Below are 18,294 nucleotides of genomic sequence, written 5' to 3'. Positions count from 1 at the left end.
ATAATAAAGTGATAAAATATGAATTTGTTTAAGGCTCTATCGTATAAAGAATGGATGAAGACACGAAAGTTTATTCTTGTGGCTTTTGTCCTGCTGGCTGCTGTAGCAGTATATTCTTATATTGACATTACATATGCCATAAGAATAGAAGAGGCGGTAAATATTTGGTATGGATTTATTTTCCAGGGAGTATCGGTTTCAAACCTTATGATGTATCTGATTCCATTGTCGGGTATTTCGATGGCAATAGTACAGTTCGTTCCTGAAATGACGAACAAGAGATTCAAACTGACATTGCATCTTCCTGCCAGCGAAACAAGACTGGTGTCGGCTATGCTGCTGTATGGTTATGGAGTATTATTTACATTGTATTTAGTCTGCATTGTATTCATGTATGTTATTATAGGTATGGTTATGCCTTCTGAAGTTGTGCAAATGATGGTATCGCAGTTCCTACCATGGATCACAGCCGGACTTGCCGGATATGGATTTACGGCATGGATATGTGTAGAACCAAGCTGGAAGCAGAGAATATTCAATATGCTGATTTCAGTAGGACTGTTGTCTGTACTTTTCGTTTCTGTGTATCCTGAAACCTATTCTAAATTTGGTTGGGGTATGATTCTTGTGCTTGTTTCGTCGTTTGTTTTTCCTTTCTATTCGTGTGTCAGATTTAAACAGGGAATTCAGTGATATGATTTAATCGTTAACAATAAAAACAGTTTTTTGATATGAGATTTAAGAATATTATATATGTGGCAATCCTTGTTCTGACTACAGTCATAACTTCGTGGTCAATACCGGCTCTGGTAAAGAAAATAGTGTATGAGTCTAATGGATATCCTCTGATGTACTACAGTTCACGTCTGAAAGAACTTTGTATAATAGATTTTCGTGAGATGAAGGATGCTTTCCGTGATGTGAAAGGAAATGTATATCCACGTTCGCAATACGATTCTCTCTTGCCACTGATGAACTACAGACAGCTGGCTATGAATGGAAATTTGCCCGACTCACTTGAAGGTCATGCTATGGATGTAAAAGTTCTTCGTTCGAAACAGGTTGTTTATCGTTTCAGGCCGTCGGATGTATATTCTCCACAACCGAAGATGGGAGTGTTGCTCGAGGCTATGCCGAAAAGAGGAAGTTTGTCATTGCCGGGTGATTATTTCAGAATGAACGACAATGAAATGGTTTTCGTAAATGCTGAAACGAACTCTGTAAATGACGCAAAAAGTAAGATGTTTACCAAGGAGCTTCTGAAAAAAGGATTTGAATTCCCTGCAAAGGCTTTCTGGGGTAATCCTACTGTGCGTAAAGCTTATGAGGAAGGTTATTTCTGTCTGGACAACAATGGTGAGTTGTTTCACATAAAAATGGTGAACGGACGTCCTTTTGTGAAGAATACAGGAGTAAGTAAGCAGGTCGCTGTAAAATGGTTTGTCATGCGCGAAGTAAGCGATAAGAGATTTTATGGTTACCTTTTCGGACAGAATGGAGAGTTGGGAATAGTGGAAAGCAATGAAGACGGTGGTTACAGATTTGTCAAGATGGATGTACGTCCTGTAGACATTGCAAAAGATGACATAACTATTATGGGTAATTTACTTTACTGGACGGTAAGGATATATAATTCTGAAGCAATGGACTGCTATGGACTTAAAACATCTACTTTAGAGTCATTGACAACTTATCATCAGGAGAAAGAAATTGGAACTTGGGATAAAGTAGCCGATTTTGTTTTCCCTGTAATCTTGTCGCCAACTTCGCCGGATAATGGCTATATTAGCTGTTATGTTCTTCATTTCTCGGCATTGGCATGGATACTGTCAGTTATATTGGCACTGTTGGTTTTTGTGTTTATGAGAAAAAGATTAGCTTTGCAAAAGAATCTAATAGTATCTGCAGTGGTTGCCCTGACGGGGATTACGGGTGTCATTGCTTTTGTATTATTACCTAAAAACAGATTTGAGTGATCTTAAAAAATTAATTATAAACTTAATCATAACTTTTTTAAAATGAAAAAACTTTACTTTTTTATCGCGGCATTGGCTGTAAGTGTGGCGTTTACATCATGTGGAAACAGTAAAAAACAGTCTGAAGAAACCTCAACTACCGAGCAGGTTGCTCAGAAAATAGATGCCTCAAAAGCTTTGTATGTAGAGGAAATCCTGAAGAATGCAGAACAGGAAGTAGGCAAGGAAATTACCCTTAAAGGTTTCGTGACTCATACGTGCAAGCATTCAGGACGCAGATGTTTTGTTATGGGCAATGACCAGAAAACATCTATCCGTGTAGAGGCAAGAGGAAATATCGGTGGTTTCAATCGTGAGCTTATCGGTTCAGAGCTTGTTATCAAGGGAATCCTGAAAGAAAACAAACTTACTAAAGAATATATCGACCAGGCTGAAGAAGAACTGAAAGAAAAGCAGGGAAAAGAAAGTAACGGTGAAACTTGCGATGCTGAATTGAGCAATATAGAAAATATGCGTAAATGGATGAAGGAAAACAATAAGGATTATTATTCGATATATTTCGTTGAGGGAACTGACTATGAAGTTGTTGAATAAAAGTTTTTCATATTGGTTGAGGGTTATTCATCGTGACCTGGGTTTTCTTATGGTGGGTTTGTGCCTGGTCTATGGAGTATCAGGATTTCTTCTGAACCACATGGACGGAAAGGATCCTGCATTTAAAACTACGGAAACCAAAGTGGAATTGAAAAAAGGGATGAATGCTGATGAAATAAAATCTGTATGGAACTCGGATTCAGGATTGCCACATCTGAAAAAGGTTTTTAGGATTGACAATGAACATTTCAGAGTTATGTTAGAGAGAGGAGTAGGAGTATACAACTCTTTAACCGGTATCACAGAATACGAAATCCATGAGAAACGTCCTGTAATCTACTGGTTTAACAGACTTCATTATAATCGTGTAGACGGTTGGAGCTTTATGGGTGATTTTTTTGCTTTTTCATTGATATTCTTTGCCGTTTCAGGACTTTTTATGATTAAAGGAAAGAATGGCATAGCAGGAAGAGGTAAATGGTGTTTGCTTGTTGGAATATTGATTCCGATATTGTATTTAATTCTTTTATAATTTTTTTGACTGTCTCAAATCTGATGTTGAGACAGTCATTTTTTTGATTAAAAGCTAAAAAGCCAAAATAATATTGAAAGGAGATGTGTTATTTTGTAATCATTACAAAATAACAATTATATTTGCTGGTGAACCAATATAATTAAAGTTATGAAGAAAATCAGTCTTTTATCTCTGTTTATACTTGGCATTATGTCATCAAATTCAGCATTAGCCCAGGAAAAAGTTGTAGCCCGTGGAGTAGAAGTATCTACTAATGGTTATATGCCTGAAGTAGGAGTTATGGCACCGGATTTTTCTGCTACGGATAAGGCTATGAATGAAGTCTCTCTTTCATCGTTCAAAGGCAAGAAAGTGGTATTGAATATTTTCCCAAGCCTTGACACTCCAACATGTGCTCTTTCTGTCAGGCAGTTTAACACTGAGGCAGCCTCTCTTGAAAATACAGTTGTACTTTGTGTGTCAAAAGATTTGCCTTTTGCCCAATCAAGATTCTGCTCGACGGAAGGATTGGACAGAGTGATACCACTATCAGTTTTCCGTAGTGATGATTTTGAAAAAAATTATGGTCTGATTATAACTGAGGGTCCTATGAGAGGATTGACAACTAGGGCTGTAATAGTAATTGATGAAACGGGAAAGGTCATTTACCGTCAACTTGTGAAAAATGTCTCTGAAGAGCCCGATTATCAGAAAGCTATAGAACGGTTGAAATAGTGTTTTGTCTCTGATAAAATTAAAATCCTCTTATCATGTCAAATAGTCTTGATAAGAGGATTTAATATGGAATGTACTTACAAATCTTGCTGCTGACTATGGTCGACAGTGCTGTTCACTATGGTCGACAGTACTGCTCACTATAGTCGGCAGTGCTGCCGACTGCAGTCAGCAACAGATTCTTAGCTTATAATCAATATACCTTGTTAAGGATTTCTTTTGCAACAGCTCCTGTTACAAGTCCGTCTTCACCAAAGTGTACATCACGTTCGTTGAAACGGCGTTCGATTTCGTCTATTACATCTCTACCTATATTGTTTTCAGATAGGGAAGTAGTAAGACCGAGAGAATTGAAGAATTCGCGAGTCTTACGGATTATTTCGTTTATACGGAAATCATGTGTACCGGAATTTACTCCAAATACTCTAGTTCCTACTTGCATAATTTTTTCACCCTTCTGCTGGCGAAGGACATCCATCGTACCAGGAAGAATTATAGCAAGTGTATGTCCGTGAGTTAGTCCTGTAAGTGCTGTCACTTCATGACCAATCATGTGTGTAGCCCAGTCCTGTGAAACTCCCATAGCGATAAATCCGTTAAGGGCCATAGTTGCACACATCATGAAGTCTGCCATATTCTGGTAGTCCTGCTTGTTTTCCTTGATTTTTGGAGCAATTTCAACCAATGTTTGCAAGATACTTTCCGCCCAACGGTCCATAACTCTTGATTCGCCTGCCTTAGTGAGATACTGTTCCATTACGTGTACGAATGTATCTGCTATTCCGCATGCTATCTGATAGTCTGGCAATGAGAAAGTAACTTCTGGGTCAAGAATTGAGAACTTAGGGAAGTTTGAGAAGAAAGCAAATTTTTCTTTTGTTTCCTTGCATGAAATAACAGCACCGTCGTTCATCTCTGAACCTGTAGCAGGTATAGTCAGAACTGTTCCAAGAGGAATGGTCTTGTCGGCTTTACCTTTTTTTACCAAGTCCCAAGCATCCCCTTCGTAAAGTAGTCCAGCTGAGATGAGTTTTGTTCCATCGATTACTGAACCTCCGCCTACGGCCAGCAGGAAATCTACTTTTTCTGATTTTCCCAATGCGATAGCTTCGCGCAGAGTTTCTATGGCTGGATTTGGCTCTATACCCCAGAATTCAACGGTGTTGTGATTCTTTAAGGCTTCATTAACTTGTTCATATACTCCGTTTTTCTTTACGCTACCACCTCCGAAAGTAATCATTATTTTTTTGTCGGTAGGTATTTCTTTACTTAATTGGGCAATCATGCCTTTGCCCATTATCAGTTTTGTAGGATTCTGAAAACAAAAATTGTTCAACATATTAATTCTGTATTTATGGTTTTAAAACTCAATGCAAATTTACGTATTTATACTGAGAGTTCAAACTTTATATTTTTAACATTTATGTGTGCGTTTTTGTTTATCTTTTAATAAGATAGGCTGCACCTCTGAATTAAAAGTTGAAAACCCTGTTTTCACTTTGTACTTCATTCGGTTTGCACTATCTTTGTACCTCCGAAAATTATATTAATCATGAATAGAATAAAGACTTTGATTGTTATTGTTGTTTTGTTGCTGAATGCTTTCACATTCAATGCTCAGACAGCATTTCCTAAACGTGAGTTTCGCGGGGCGTGGATACAGTGTGTAAACGGACAGTTTCAAGGTATGCCTGCGGAAACTATGAAACAGACTCTTCTGAAACAGCTTGATAATTTGCAGGTAGCAGGTATTAATGCCATAATTTTTCAAGTTAGGGCAGAAGCTGATGCATTATATAAGTCATCGTATGAACCTTGGAGCCGTTTCCTTACCGGTGTTCAGGGACTCCAGCCAGCTCCGACATGGGATCCTCTGCAGTTCATGATTGACGAATGCCACAAGCGTGGTATGGAGCTGCACGCATGGATTAATCCTTATCGTGCCTGTACTAAGGGAACTACCAGATTGTCTCCTTTGCATCCTTACAACAAACATCCGGAACTGTTTGTGAAGTATGCCGGACAGCTTTATTTCGATCCGGGATTTCCTGATAACAGAAAGTATATATGCAAGATTGTCCGCGACATCGTAAACCGATATGACGTAGATGCCATTCACATGGACGACTATTTCTATCCTTATCCTAATCCGGGAGAGAATTTCCCTGATGACGTAAGCTTTGCTGCATATGGCCGTGGATTTACTGACAGAAATGAGTGGAGAAGAAACAATGTGAATGTACTTATCAAAGAACTTCATGAGACAATTCGTGAATGCAAGCCGTGGGTAAAGTTCGGTATTTCTCCTTTCGGAATATATCGTAACAAGAGAACATCGCCGGAAGGTAGTGAAACCCGAGGACTGCAGAACTACGACGATCTGTATGCCGATGTCCTGTTGTGGGTGAACAAAGGTTGGATAGACTATAACATTCCGCAGGTATATTGGGAGATCGGCCATCCTGCTGCCGATTATGAAACTTTGGTTAAGTGGTGGGCTGAGAAATCAAGTGCACGCCCTCTGTATATCGGTCAGGATGTGTATAGAACAGTGAAGAAACCGGATTTGAAGAAGCCTTCTGTACATCAGATGGAAGCTAAATATAATTTACAACGTTCGTTGTCAGCCATACAGGGTAGTTGTCAGTGGTATGCAGCTGCTGTGATGGATAATCCTGGTAATTATAGAACTTTATTGGCAAAGAATTATCACAAGTATCCAGCTTTGCAGCCATTGTATCCTTTTATTGACGATAAAGCTCCTGGAAAGGTCAAGAAGTTAAAAGATGTATGGACAGAATATGGATATATTCTTTTCTGGACTGCTCCTAAAGCAAAGCATGTTATGGATGAGGCTGTTCAGTATGTAGTATATAGATTTGAGAATAAGGAAAAGGTAAATCTTGAAGATGCATCGAAGATTGTTGCCATAACGAGGGATACTTTCTATAAATTGCCTTATGAGAACGGAAAGACCAAGTACCGATATGTGGTAACCGCTCTTGACAGACTGAATAATGAATCCAAACCAGAATCAGAGAAGGTGAAATTGTAATTTAATTTTTTTTGAATATAATCGTAGCGGCTCAAGTTCTTTATCGGATTTGAGCCGCTATAATTATATTATGAGGGGTTATCTAAATACTATTTAAAGCCTGTTCCAAATCATTTTTCAAATCGTCAATGTGTTCCAGACCTATGGATAGTCTGATAGTTCCCTGATGGATGCCCTGTTCCAGGAGTTCGCTTTCTGTCAACTGCGAATGTGTTGTGCTTGCAGGATGTATCACCAGCGATTTTGCATCTGCTACATTGGCAAGCAATGAGAATATTTTCAGATTGTCAATAAATTTATGTGCTTCTTTCTTGCCGCCTTTTATCTCAAATGTGAATATTGAGCCTCCACCTTTGGGCAAGTATTTATTATAAAGCTCATGATTTGGATGTGATGTGAGCGAAGGGTGATTCACTTTCTTTACTTTTGGATGCGAAGCAAGGTAAGAAACTATTTTAATAGCATTCTCTACGTGACGTTCAACTCTTAGCGACAGAGTTTCAAGACCTTGTAAAAGCATAAATGCATTGAACGGGCTTATAGCAGCTCCTGTATCTCTGAGCAATGTTGTTCTTATTCTTGTGACAAAAGCAGTGCTCGGATCTATATCTGTGAATATTATTCCATGATATGATGCGTCAGGCTCTGTCAGTTGCGGAAATTTTCCGGAAGCTTTCCAGTCAAATTTTCCTGAATCTACAATAACTCCGCCAAGAGATGTCCCGTGTCCGCCGATGAATTTTGTGGCAGAATGTACCACTATGTCTGCGCCATGTTCTATCGGACGGATAAGATACGGGGTTCCGAACGTATTGTCTATTATCAGAGGTATGTTATGCTTGTGAGCTATGTTGGCAATAGCCTGTATATCTATTATATTTGAATTAGGATTGCCTAGTGTTTCTATAAATATGGCTTTTGTATTTTCCTGAATGGCCTTTTCGAAATTCTCAATGTTGTCAGGATCTACAAAGCTAGTACTGATGCCGTATGTAGGGAGAGTGTGTGCCAAAAGGTTGTAGCTTCCTCCATAAATAGTTTTTGCAGCTACGATGTGGTCGCCCTGTTTTGCGATATTTAGGAATGAATATGTAATTGCTGCCGCTCCTGATGCTACTGCAAGAGCAGCCTTTCCATCTTCCAAGGCTGCTATTCTTTGTTCGAAAATACCCTGTGTGGGATTTCCCAGTCGTCCGTATATTTCTCCGCTTTCCTGAAGTCCGAACAAAGCTTCGGCATGAGCTGAATTGTTGAATACGTATGATGTTGTTTGATATATAGGTACAGCCCTTGCGCTTGTTGTCTTGTCTGCATTTTCCTGTCCAACGTGTAGCTGTAATGTCTCGAAATGTAGTTCCTGTGTATCTTTCATAATCTTTATTGCTTTATTGTTACATCTGCAAAGTTATGCTCTGTGGTGATATAATACAATATTTGTATAAAATATAGAATATATCACTATTATACATCTGCTTTCTGTGATTTTATTCTTATTTTAGTATCGAAAATCAAATAAAACAGAATATTTGTACTATGAACAATGTAGAGAAATTGGATAAGGTGGATTTGCAGATACTCCGTATCTTGCAGGAGAATGCCAGATTGACAACAAAAGAGCTTGCCGCTAAAGTGAGCCTGTCGTCAACTCCGGTTTTTGAACGTCTGAAGCGTCTTGAATCAGGTGGGTATATCAAGAAATATATTGCTGTGCTTGATGCTGAGAAACTTAATCAGGGTTTTATTGTGTTCTGTAAGGTGAAGATGCAGCACCTAAATTATGATATAGCCCGTAGTTTTTCAGAAGTTATTGCAGGGATACCGGAAGTGACTGAGTGTTATAACATTTCAGGCAGTTTTGATTATCTTCTCAAGATACATGCACCGGATATGAAGTATTACCAGGGATTTATACTTAATGTGCTTGGAAGGATAGGTACTCTTGCATCATTGGAGAGCGTATTTGTGATGGATGTGATAAAGCATGATTATGGAATACACATATAAAATAATAAGGCTGAACCCCGTTGAGGATTCAGCCTTAAAAATTTTATTGCAGTAGGCAAAAATTATTTCTTACCTTCCAGCTGTTCTTTCAATGCAGCAAGAGCATCGATGTCACCAAGAGTTGTAGAAGCAGCCTGATTCTGGATCATTGGAGCTTCTTCTTTCTTAGATGTCTTCTTTGCAGCTTTCTTTTCTGCCTTTTCTTCAGCCTTAGCAGCATCTTCGAATACACGGCTGTGAGACAAGATGATACGTTTAGCTTCCTTGTTGAATTCGATTACTTTGAACTGAAGCTTTTCGTCAAGCTGAGCCTGAGAACCGTCTTCTTTTACAAGGTGTTTTGGAGTAGCGAAGCCTTCAACACCGTAAGGCAATGAAACTACTGCACCTTTGTCCAAAAGTTCGATGATTGTACCTTCGTGGATAGAACCTACAGTGAATACAGTTTCGAATACATCCCATGGATTTTCTTCCAACTGCTTGTGACCGAGGCTCAAGCGACGGTTTTCCTTGTCGATTTCCAATACCTGAACTTCGATTTCAGCACCGATCTGAGTGAATTCTGATGGGTGTTTGATCTTCTTAGTCCAAGAAAGGTCAGAGATGTGGATCAATCCGTCAACACCTTCTTCGATTTCTACGAATACACCGAAGTTAGTGAAGTTGCGTACTTTTGCAACGTGCTTAGTACCTACAGCATATTTTTCTTCGATGTTTTCCCATGGATCAGCTTTCAACTGCTTGATACCAAGTGACATCTTACGTTCTTCGCGGTCAAGAGTCAAGATAACAGCTTCTACTTCGTCACCAACTTTCATGAAGTCCTGAGCTGAACGCAAGTGCTGTGACCAAGACATTTCAGAAACGTGGATCAAACCTTCAACGCCTGGAGCGATTTCGATAAATGCTCCGTAGTCAGCCATAACAACTACTTTACCCTTAACGTGATCACCAACTTTCAAGTTTGGATCAAGAGCATCCCATGGATGTGGAGTAAGCTGTTTCAAACCAAGAGCGATACGTTTCTTGTCATCATCGAAGTCAAGGATAACAACGTTCAACTTCTGATCCAAAGAAACAACTTCGCGTGGATCGCTTACGCGGCCCCAAGACAAGTCTGTGATGTGGATCAAACCATCTACGCCACCCAAGTCGATGAATACACCATATGATGTAATATTCTTAACGGTACCTTCGAGTACTTGACCCTTTTCAAGCTTACCGATAATTTCCTTCTTCTGTTGTTCCAATTCAGCTTCGATAAGAGCCTTGTGAGATACAACAACGTTCTTGAATTCTTGGTTGATCTTAACCACCTTGAATTCCATAGTCTTACCTACGAATACATCGTAGTCGCGGATAGGCTTAACGTCGATCTGAGAACCCGGCAAGAATGCTTCGATACCGAATACGTCAACGATCATACCACCCTTAGTGCGGCACTTAACGTAACCCTTAATGATTTCTTCGTTTTCAAGAGCAGCGTTTACGCGATCCCAAGAGCGAGTAGCACGTGCCTTCTTGTGAGAGAGGATCAACTGACCCTTCTTGTCTTCCTGATTTTCGATGTATACTTCTACGATATCACCAATCTTCAATTCAGGATTGTAGCGGAATTCATTCAAAGGAATGATACCGTCTGATTTGTAGCCGATGTTGACAACAACTTCGCGCTTGTTCATTGAGATAACAGTACCATCTACAACCTCGCGGTCATTTACCTTGTTCAAAGTACCGTCATAAGCCTTTTCAAGCTCTTCTTGGCTCATGCTTGTTACAGCTTCACCTTTTTCATACGCATCCCAATTGAAGTCTTCAATAGGAGCAATGTTCTTTAAGTTTTCCATTAAAAAATTAGTTAATAAAATTGTTAATTGTGTTAGACTTTATATGGATAATATCTAAATCGGCCGCAAAGATACAACAAATTCCTGAAACACACGTGCATTTCAGGAATTTATTTTATCATTTATGTATGCTTAATAGAATTTACGGATTTCTGCACCTTTATAATAATGTAATAGGATTTCTTCATACGGGTATCCTTTTTCTCCCATAACGGCAGCACCGATTTGGCATAGACCTACGCCATGTCCCCAACCGGCTCCCGAAAGGAGGAACCATTGTGGGATACCTTCCTTGATTTCTCCCTTGTCTACCACAAATGCAGAACTGAACAAGTGGGAATCCGAGAGTGTGCGGCGGATTTCCATTTCCTTGCCGATAGTTAATGTCTTCAATGTACCCACAATCTTCAGCTTACAGATGCGTCCGGATGGACCACGTTGAACAGGTATCAAGTCGATGATGTCCCCATAATCTGATTTGGTTTTCGTACGGATAAGCTCAGCTAGTTCCGCTTGTGTGTAGCGTACCTTCCAACGATAGAAGTCAGTCGTTTCTTGATCATAGTTGTTGAGTATTTGCGACAGGATTTTCTTGTCATGTGTATCGCAGAAAGATTTAGGCGCTTTGCGAATCCAGTGTTCTGCTTCCTCCTCTTTGGTCAAGTCTGGGAAAGGAAGATTTTCTTCCTCTTCGGCATCACGCACGGAAGTCAAATAAGGATAGTGTTTGTCTTCCCAGCAGTATTCAAATTCCTCTGTAGCACCTCCGCAGCATTTGGAGAAACGTGCATCGCATATTTTTTTCCCATACATCAGCAAGCGTCCACGAGTCGCTTGAACGGCTTCGGCTACGGTGCTGTTGGTGGCTTTGGTGATGCCCTGGTAACGTTGGCAATGATCGTCGGCACATACGTCGAAGATGGTATGGTCTTCACGGTCATACCAGCGGATGTATTCTTCCTTTGTCTTGATAAAGGAGAAGAATCCTTCGTCTTTGCCTTTCAATGCCTTTCGTTTCTCGATCTGAGCGAATAGCCAACTGCGTGAAACAACGGCATGTGCTTTCAGTAGCTCCAAAGAGGAATTAGCGTTCATTTCAGATGAAATCACACTAGTCAGGTAATCTTCTACCGGAAGAATGTTGATGGCTACAATTTTGTCTTCGTCTACTACCAATCGCAGAGTGCCGGAAAACACTTGTGTTTCCTGGCGTTCCCAATGGTAGTTGAGTCCGATGGTAACATCATATAATGAGAAGGAATTGTTTTCCTCCAAGGGAGTGAAAGTTAATTCCCTATATTGGTTTTCGTTCCAAAGGATGCCTCCTTCGCTGAAGGACACCACTTGATTGTCGCTGACGGTCTCTCCTTTGGCAAAGAACTGGCCGTTCAAAGTGAAATGAATTTCTTTTGCACTGACAATCCCTACGTTTATTTCAGGTTCTTTCATGTACGATTGAATCTTAAATTTTCTAATAATGGTACAAAGATAGGGATTATATCTTTATTTTTGTATACCTTTGTATAATTAAATACTGAAAATAGATATGGAAACTCCTAAAATATCCTTGCTTGGCAAGACTCTTTATGAGATTCAACAGATAACTGCGAATCTGGGAATGCCTAAATTTGCGGCCAAACAGATAGCCTCTTGGCTTTATGACAAGAAGGTGGATTCGATAGATGAAATGACCAATCTTTCCTTGAAGCATCGCGAAGCGTTGAAGGAAAGCTATGAAGTAGGAGCATCTGCACCAGTAGAGGCGATGCGCTCGGTAGATGGAACGGTGAAGTATCTGTTCCGTACACCGACCAATGACTATGTGGAAGCGGTGTATATCCCCGATAACGACCGTGCTACACTTTGTGTGTCTTCGCAAGTAGGATGTAAGATGAACTGTAAGTTCTGTATGACGGGTAAGCAAGGTTTTACAGCCAATCTGACCGCCAATCAGATTCTGAATCAGATTTATTCCATTCCGGAACGGAACACTTTGACCAATCTCGTGTTTATGGGAATGGGAGAGCCGTTCGACAATTTGGACGAAGTACTGAAGGTACTGGAAATCCTCACTTCGGATTATGGTTATAAATGGAGTCCGAAGCGAATTACCGTTTCATCGGTAGGATTGAAGAAAGGATTGGAACGTTTCTTGAACGAGAGCGATTGCCATTTGGCTATCAGTATGCACTCGCCCCTTCCATCGCAGCGTAGGGAGTTAATGCCGGCCGAGAAAGCTTTCTCTATCGAAGAAATAGTGGAAATCTTGAGCCGATATGACTTTACCAAGCAGCGCCGTTTGTCGTTTGAGTACATTATGTTCAAGGGTGTGAACGATTCATTGGTTTATGCCAAGGAAATTGTCCGTTTGCTTAGAGGCATTGAATGTCGTATGAACTTGATTCGTTTCCATGCTATCCCGAATGTAGATTTGGAAGGAACGGGTATGGAGCATATTGTCGCTTTTCGGGATTATTTGACACAGCATGGTGTATTTGCTACCATCCGTGCATCAAGAGGGGAGGACATCTTTGCGGCTTGCGGTATGCTCTCTACGGCCAAGCAGCAGGAAGAAAAGAAGAAATGATCAAGAAAAAATAGAGAATATGAAAAAGCAAGTAATGAACTTATTGAGCATAGCATTGATGGCATTGGTGCTGTTCTCTTGTGGTGGTGGAAGTGGAAAGAAAGGTAGCGGTGGAAAATCGCTCTTCACTCCCGTGTCTAGTGGTGTACCTTATGAAATGCTGGTAGTGATTGACAAGGATATGTGGGAACGTCCTGCTGGTCGTGCACTTTTCAATGTGCTCGATACAGATGTGCCGGGATTACCTCAGCCAGAGCGTTCGTTCCGTATTTCCCAAATCATTCCATCGAAATTCGAACGTGGTTTCCGTATTTTCCGTAATATCATCGATGTAGATATTCAGCCTATTTATACCCAACCGAAGTTGAAGTATTCTCGCGATAGTTATTCGTCGCCTCAGATGATTATGACTATTCAAGCACCAGACGAGGCTTCATTCGAGGAATTTGTAAATAAGAACAAGCAAGTTATTGTTGATTTCTTTACAAAGGCAGAGATGAATCGCCAGATTAATTTGTTGAAGAAGGAATATAGTAGTGTGATAGCTACCAAGGTAGGAAGCATGTTTGGATGCGACTTACGCATTCCGGCAGGCTTTGAACGTTATAAGCAAGGTAAGGACTTCTTGTGGACATCGCAAGATCGTCCGGGGTCGGAAGTGAGCTTGAATTTCGTGGTTTATTCTTATCCATACACAGATAAGAACACGTTTACACGCGATTACTTCATCCACAAGCGTGACTCAGTGATGAAGCTTAACATTCCTGGTTCATTGGAAGGTCAGTACATGGCTACCGATAGCAATTATGTGAATGTAAAGGAATTCAGTGTAAAGGGTGAATATGCGTTCGAGGCGCGTGGATTGTGGTACATGGAGAATGACATGATGGGTGGTCCGTTCGTGTCTCATGCTCGTGTAGACCGCCCGAATGGTCGTGTAGTGGTGGTAGAGGCATTTGTCTATGCACCGAAGGACAAGAAACGCGACATGATGCGTCAGTTGGAAGCAGCGCTCTACACTCTCAACTTGCCGCAGGAACAGGAAATAGAAGAAATAATCATTAGTCCGGAATTGCAGGAAGAAAAGCCAGCTCCGGAAGCTGTTAATTAATCATATAGAAATATTTAGCCTTTCATGGAAAACAATCGAAAAATAAGAGTGGGTATCACCCACGGGGACATCAATGGCATCGGATATGAAGTGATACTGAAATCTTTCTCGGATGCTACGATGCTCGAATTGTGTACACCAATAGTGTATGGTTCGCCTAAGGTAGCCACTTTTCATCGCAAGTCGATGGATATTGCTACCAACTTCTGTATCATTGGTACGGCAGAAGGTATACAGGAAAGCAAGTTGAATATCATTAACTGTACAGAAGATGAACTGAAGGTGGAACTCTCCAAGTCTACTCCAGAAGCTGGCAAGGCTGCTTTGGATGCTTTAGAAAGAGCGTTGCAGGACTATAACGACGGTTTGATAGACGTACTTGTGACTGCTCCTATCAATAAGCATAACATCCAATCGGATACCTTCCACTTCCCAGGACATACAGAGTATATTGAGGAAAGGGTAGGAGAAGGAGAGAAAGCATTGATGATTCTCCTGAAGGACGATTTCAGAGTAGCATTGGTAACAGGACACATTCCAATCAAGGATATTTCCGCTACCATTACCAAGGAACTGATTATGGAGAAAATTAGTATTTTCCATCGCTCTTTGAAAGAAGATTTCGGCATCGATGCTCCTCGTATCGCTGTGTTCTCGCTGAATCCTCATGCTGGTGACAACGGTGTAATCGGTACAGAAGAAAGCGAAGTGATTGTTCCGGCTATTCAAGAGATGGTGGCTAAAGGTGTACAATGCTTCGGTCCTTATCCGGCGGACGGATTTATGGGATCAGGTAACTATAGTCATTTTGATGGTATTTTGGCGATGTATCACGATCAAGGATTAGCTCCTTTTAAGGCGATGGCCATGGACGAAGGGGTGAACTTTACCGCTGGATTGCCTATTGTCCGTACTTCACCGGCTCATGGTACAGCCTACGATATTGCAGGTCAGGGAATAGCGTCGGAAAGCTCTTTCCGCCAAGCGATTTATACGGCTTTGGATGTGTTCCGCAATCGTCAGATAGAAAGGGAAATTCATGCCCGTCCGTTGCGTAAGCAGTATTATGAAAAGCGTGATGACAGTGATTTCTTGAAAAAAGGATTGCAGGAAGAATAAAGGAAAACAAAAGAGGAAGGGCAGATGCTCATCCTCTTTTGTTTTTTTATGAAATATAATGGGTGTATCGTTCGATAAACCGGTTGAATGCACTCCATTTCATCAGAATCTTTTCGAAAATGAAGATGCCCAATACGGAACAACTTGCTCCCAATATAGCATCGATAATGTAATGGTGGGCTGAATAAACGGCTGTAAACCAAATGCCGAGCATAATGATACCGAAAATCACACGGAGGAAATTCGGATATTTAGCCTTGAGTGAATAATAGAAAGCGATCACCATATAGGCAGAGTGAAGCGATGGGACGGCTGCAAATACATTGGAGTTGCGCGAATAGAGTGAATCGAAAATGCCCAATCCGGTCATTTCGTCGAATCTGCCCAAGCCGGCTACATCGCCAGGAGTATTGAGGATAGCTTCGAAACCATACTTCATGACGTACCAAGGTGGAGCTGCCGGATGGATGTAATAGCCGGCGAAGCCAATCAAATTGACAAAGAGGAACACGATGGCAAAACGCAAATAGAGATTCCGCTGGTTCATGAAATAAAGGCTGAGGCCGAATAGGATAGGAACCGGTACCCAGCAAAGGTAGAAGAAACCTGCCCAGAAATCCATGAATGCGCAATGGTGTTCGGCAAAGTATTCGTTGGGAGTGACTACACCTGTAGCCGTTGTGATACCGAATAGGGATTTCTCTGCTTCATACAAATCTTGTACGTCGATAGGATTTACCTTGTAGTTCGGCACGATGTTCATCCAGTCGTAGGATACGGCAAAGAGGATGAAAGGCAACAATGCTATCACCAGCTTCTTGGTCTGTGGATGGGCGCAGAACAATACGGCTATCAATACGATGAGCAGTGGATGTTCCGGACGGATACCCACGAACAAAGCGGTTACAACCAGCCAAATTCCTAAGCAAAAGAATAAGGTGATAAGTTCCCGGTTGGTGGGTCTATTGGATAAAATACTCATGTCCTTTTTCTTATTTTTGGTTCAATGCTTTGCGGCAATGGGCGATGCGCGCAAAAGCGGTTAAGTTGGCAAACACGGCAATGATACCCATGGCTACGATAAGAATCATCATCGGGTCGAATGAAGGATTTTCTACGTTATGGCCTACTGCGCCACAGATGATGGCTGCCAGACTAGTGACTACCACTCGTTCCGGACGCTGCATGAAACCTACCTTACATTCGATATCCAATCCCTCGGCACGGGCACGTACATAGCTCACCATGATAGAACCTACCAAGGCAGCGAATGTGATGATGGCTCCGGTTCCATAGCCGGTATCGTTCAAGAAGAAGCAGATACCACCCAAAGTAACCAGTTCGCAATAGCGGTCAAGGACAGAGTCATACATGGCACCGAAAGTGGATGCCATACCACCGATACGGGCTACTTGTCCGTCTAACATATCGAATAAGGAAGAAAGGATGATGGTTAGGCCTGCCCATCCTACCCAGTCATAGGCCGGTACTTCCGGAGTAGAAATCTGTCCAGCATAAATAAATAATCCGGCTGCGGCTAGATTGCCTAAGAAACCGATGGTAGTTACTGTGTTCGGAGTAAATCCGATTTTAATCATTCCCTTGACCAAAGGATTGATGACGAAGTAGATGCCCTGTTGTAGTTCATCTCTTCTCGCTTTGAAGAATTTCTTGATGTCCATTATCTTAGTTTTTTTTGAATATACTTTTGATTCGTGTCAGGATTTTGGCATCCTGGAAAACGAAATATCGGTGGAGTACATAATTCCAACCGACGGAAACAATGATGGAGGCAATAACCTTGGCAATAATCAGATAGAAGCCACTGGCTCTTTCCCATAGATGCGTATTGTCCTGCATGAATTCCACTAGGAGATACACACCTCCTACATTCAGGACGAAGCTGCCTATCCATACAAGGACGTATTTAAAAAATACCCATTTGAATTGGCAATCTTTTGTGGCGAATGCCCATTTATAATTGATGACACAATTGATGATACCTCCCGTAATGGCTCCGATGGAGGTTGCCAATACATAATAGATTCCAAACCATTTGAAACAGACATAAGTCAAAATGAAGTCGGCTAGCGTAGCGAATTGTGCGGACAGCTGAGCACGCAGAAACATAAACAGACTATGTCTTTTCTTGGCTTTTACCATGGAATTGCTGTTATTAGATAGAGGATGATAGCTCCATAGATACCTGCTAGAATGTCATCGGCCATGATACCCCAACCGCTTTTGAAATTTTCCATTTGGCGTACGCCAAGCGGTTTGACAATATCGAAGAAGCGGAAAAGGATAAATGCTGCCAATACATGCCACCATGAAAATACAGCCGGAACAGCCAATAAGGCAATCCATTGTCCTACTACCTCGTCGATGACTACTCGGGAAGGGTCTTCTCCCCAATATCGTTCAGCCACGGTCGATGACCAGGCTCCTAATATCGTGAATAAAATAATCAGACCGAAGAGAATACCAAGCCATAAAAGATAGCTAAGACAGGTAGCTAGGGGATACCAAACAAGGATGGCTAGCAGAGCTCCCATTGTACCAGGGCCGTAAGGAAAGTATCCGACTCCTAGTCCTGTAGCAATGAATTGGTGGTAAAAGGGAATCTTTTTCACTGGTTCAAAAACTTTAATTTTTGCAAAAATACAAATAAAATTTGGAAAATAATCTATGGGGTAACATAAAAATATCGTTCTAAATTTCCATAATAATTCTAAAATCTAGGAATTAATTC

18 protein-coding genes are annotated in these 18,294 nt (G+C 41.1%); 10 read left to right on the top strand and 8 right to left on the bottom strand.

Going from position 1 to position 18,294, the window contains the following annotated elements:
- Positions 1–18 precede the first annotated feature (18 nt).
- From Q0486_RS12575 to tpx, 5 genes are all read left to right on the top strand, one after another.
- Positions 19–693 carry a hypothetical protein gene (locus tag Q0486_RS12575; protein WP_299233874.1) on the top strand — a complete coding sequence of 225 codons (675 nt, stop codon included), beginning with the start codon at positions 19–21 and terminating at the stop codon, positions 691–693.
- Between the two features lie 38 nt (positions 694–731).
- Complete coding sequence (locus tag Q0486_RS12570; RefSeq protein ID WP_299233871.1) at positions 732–1,976, top strand: DUF4857 domain-containing protein; 1,245 nt, start codon at positions 732–734, stop codon at positions 1,974–1,976.
- 42 nt (positions 1,977–2,018) lie between these two features.
- Entirely contained in the window at positions 2,019–2,570 is a 552-nt protein-coding gene (locus Q0486_RS12565; RefSeq protein ID WP_299233868.1) for a hypothetical protein, read from the top strand.
- Positions 2,554–3,102: a PepSY-associated TM helix domain-containing protein gene (locus Q0486_RS12560; RefSeq protein WP_299233865.1), complete on the top strand. Its 549-nt coding sequence runs from the start codon at positions 2,554–2,556 to the stop codon at positions 3,100–3,102. Before Q0486_RS12565 ends, Q0486_RS12560 begins: the two co-directional genes overlap by 17 nt.
- A 192-nt stretch (positions 3,103–3,294) precedes the next feature.
- On the top strand, positions 3,295–3,819 hold the full coding sequence (tpx, locus tag Q0486_RS12555) for a thiol peroxidase (protein ID WP_299234174.1): 525 nt from the start codon (positions 3,295–3,297) through the stop codon (positions 3,817–3,819).
- Positions 3,820–4,012: 193 nt separating this feature from the next.
- On the opposite strand, the gene Q0486_RS12550 is transcribed toward tpx, so the two are convergent.
- Entirely contained in the window at positions 4,013–5,155 is a 1,143-nt protein-coding gene (locus Q0486_RS12550; RefSeq protein ID WP_299234171.1) for an iron-containing alcohol dehydrogenase, read from the bottom strand.
- A 216-nt stretch (positions 5,156–5,371) separates the two neighbouring features.
- Here Q0486_RS12550 and Q0486_RS12545 point away from each other — a divergent pair, with 216 nt between their 5' ends.
- Positions 5,372–6,874, top strand: coding sequence for a family 10 glycosylhydrolase (locus Q0486_RS12545; protein ID WP_299233862.1), 1,503 nt, complete (start codon positions 5,372–5,374; stop codon positions 6,872–6,874).
- Positions 6,875–6,956: 82 nt separating this feature from the next.
- Here Q0486_RS12545 and Q0486_RS12540 read toward each other — a convergent pair whose 3' ends face one another.
- Entirely contained in the window at positions 6,957–8,246 is a 1,290-nt protein-coding gene (locus tag Q0486_RS12540; protein WP_299233859.1) for an O-acetylhomoserine aminocarboxypropyltransferase/cysteine synthase family protein, read from the bottom strand.
- Positions 8,247–8,407: 161 nt separating this feature from the next.
- Here Q0486_RS12540 and Q0486_RS12535 point away from each other — a divergent pair, with 161 nt between their 5' ends.
- A complete protein-coding gene (locus Q0486_RS12535; RefSeq protein WP_299233856.1) occupies positions 8,408–8,878 on the top strand; it encodes an Lrp/AsnC family transcriptional regulator in 471 nt (156 codons plus the stop codon).
- A 62-nt stretch (positions 8,879–8,940) separates the two neighbouring features.
- Here Q0486_RS12535 and rpsA read toward each other — a convergent pair whose 3' ends face one another.
- Positions 8,941–10,725 (bottom strand): 30S ribosomal protein S1, encoded by a 1,785-nt coding sequence (gene rpsA, locus Q0486_RS12530; RefSeq protein ID WP_299233853.1) that lies wholly within the window; start codon positions 10,723–10,725, stop codon positions 8,941–8,943.
- Between the two features lie 132 nt (positions 10,726–10,857).
- Positions 10,858–12,174 carry a SpoIID/LytB domain-containing protein gene (locus Q0486_RS12525; RefSeq protein WP_299233850.1) on the bottom strand — a complete coding sequence of 439 codons (1,317 nt, stop codon included), beginning with the start codon at positions 12,172–12,174 and terminating at the stop codon, positions 10,858–10,860.
- A 97-nt stretch (positions 12,175–12,271) separates the two neighbouring features.
- Between Q0486_RS12525 and rlmN the strand changes: the two genes are divergently transcribed.
- Genes rlmN through pdxA form a run of 3 tightly spaced genes read left to right on the top strand, consistent with a single transcriptional unit; the run spans position 12,272 to position 15,542 of the window.
- Positions 12,272–13,312: a 23S rRNA (adenine(2503)-C(2))-methyltransferase RlmN gene (rlmN, locus tag Q0486_RS12520; protein ID WP_299233847.1), complete on the top strand. Its 1,041-nt coding sequence runs from the start codon at positions 12,272–12,274 to the stop codon at positions 13,310–13,312.
- Positions 13,313–13,331: 19 nt separating this feature from the next.
- Positions 13,332–14,423: a DUF4837 family protein gene (locus Q0486_RS12515; protein ID WP_299233844.1), complete on the top strand. Its 1,092-nt coding sequence runs from the start codon at positions 13,332–13,334 to the stop codon at positions 14,421–14,423.
- 24 nt (positions 14,424–14,447) lie between these two features.
- Positions 14,448–15,542 (top strand): 4-hydroxythreonine-4-phosphate dehydrogenase PdxA, encoded by a 1,095-nt coding sequence (gene pdxA, locus Q0486_RS12510; RefSeq protein ID WP_299233841.1) that lies wholly within the window; start codon positions 14,448–14,450, stop codon positions 15,540–15,542.
- A 46-nt stretch (positions 15,543–15,588) separates the two neighbouring features.
- On the opposite strand, the gene Q0486_RS12505 is transcribed toward pdxA, so the two are convergent.
- From Q0486_RS12505 to Q0486_RS12490, 4 genes are read right to left on the bottom strand one after another with little or no spacing between them, the layout of a single operon-like run.
- Positions 15,589–16,524 carry a phosphatase PAP2 family protein gene (locus Q0486_RS12505; RefSeq protein ID WP_299233839.1) on the bottom strand — a complete coding sequence of 312 codons (936 nt, stop codon included), beginning with the start codon at positions 16,522–16,524 and terminating at the stop codon, positions 15,589–15,591.
- Positions 16,525–16,534: 10 nt separating this feature from the next.
- Positions 16,535–17,224 (bottom strand): CDP-alcohol phosphatidyltransferase family protein, encoded by a 690-nt coding sequence (locus Q0486_RS12500; protein WP_299233837.1) that lies wholly within the window; start codon positions 17,222–17,224, stop codon positions 16,535–16,537.
- 4 nt (positions 17,225–17,228) lie between these two features.
- The gene (locus tag Q0486_RS12495; RefSeq protein ID WP_299233835.1) at positions 17,229–17,705 is read right to left on the bottom strand and encodes a GtrA family protein; all 477 of its coding nucleotides are present in this window, start codon (positions 17,703–17,705) and stop codon (positions 17,229–17,231) included.
- Entirely contained in the window at positions 17,699–18,175 is a 477-nt protein-coding gene (locus tag Q0486_RS12490; RefSeq protein WP_299233833.1) for a phosphatidylglycerophosphatase A, read from the bottom strand. The genes Q0486_RS12495 and Q0486_RS12490 overlap by 7 nt, the downstream gene beginning before the upstream one ends.
- Positions 18,176–18,294: the final 119 nt, after the last annotated feature.

The organism is uncultured Bacteroides sp., assembly GCF_937912035.1.
GTDB lineage: Bacteria > Bacteroidota > Bacteroidia > Bacteroidales > Bacteroidaceae > Phocaeicola.
The sequence above is the reverse complement of the archived record's forward strand: the minus strand, read 5'-3'. Positions and strand labels throughout refer to the sequence as shown.

Coding starts and splice junctions, on each gene's coding strand:
- Q0486_RS12525 (WP_299233850.1), bottom strand. CDS start 12,174: ATGAAAGAACCTGAAATAAACGTAGGGATTGTCAGTGCAAAAGAAATT.
- Q0486_RS12570 (WP_299233871.1), top strand. CDS start 732: ATGAGATTTAAGAATATTATATATGTGGCAATCCTTGTTCTGACTACA.
- Q0486_RS12565 (WP_299233868.1), top strand. CDS start 2,019: ATGAAAAAACTTTACTTTTTTATCGCGGCATTGGCTGTAAGTGTGGCG.
- Q0486_RS12505 (WP_299233839.1), bottom strand. CDS start 16,524: ATGAGTATTTTATCCAATAGACCCACCAACCGGGAACTTATCACCTTA.
- rlmN (WP_299233847.1), top strand. CDS start 12,272: ATGGAAACTCCTAAAATATCCTTGCTTGGCAAGACTCTTTATGAGATT.
- Q0486_RS12495 (WP_299233835.1), bottom strand. CDS start 17,705: ATGGTAAAAGCCAAGAAAAGACATAGTCTGTTTATGTTTCTGCGTGCT.
- Q0486_RS12540 (WP_299233859.1), bottom strand. CDS start 8,246: ATGAAAGATACACAGGAACTACATTTCGAGACATTACAGCTACACGTT.
- Q0486_RS12545 (WP_299233862.1), top strand. CDS start 5,372: ATGAATAGAATAAAGACTTTGATTGTTATTGTTGTTTTGTTGCTGAAT.
- Q0486_RS12515 (WP_299233844.1), top strand. CDS start 13,332: ATGAAAAAGCAAGTAATGAACTTATTGAGCATAGCATTGATGGCATTG.
- Q0486_RS12575 (WP_299233874.1), top strand. CDS start 19: ATGAATTTGTTTAAGGCTCTATCGTATAAAGAATGGATGAAGACACGA.
- pdxA (WP_299233841.1), top strand. CDS start 14,448: ATGGAAAACAATCGAAAAATAAGAGTGGGTATCACCCACGGGGACATC.
- rpsA (WP_299233853.1), bottom strand. CDS start 10,725: ATGGAAAACTTAAAGAACATTGCTCCTATTGAAGACTTCAATTGGGAT.
- tpx (WP_299234174.1), top strand. CDS start 3,295: ATGTCATCAAATTCAGCATTAGCCCAGGAAAAAGTTGTAGCCCGTGGA.
- Q0486_RS12560 (WP_299233865.1), top strand. CDS start 2,554: ATGAAGTTGTTGAATAAAAGTTTTTCATATTGGTTGAGGGTTATTCAT.
- Q0486_RS12535 (WP_299233856.1), top strand. CDS start 8,408: ATGAACAATGTAGAGAAATTGGATAAGGTGGATTTGCAGATACTCCGT.
- Q0486_RS12500 (WP_299233837.1), bottom strand. CDS start 17,224: ATGGACATCAAGAAATTCTTCAAAGCGAGAAGAGATGAACTACAACAG.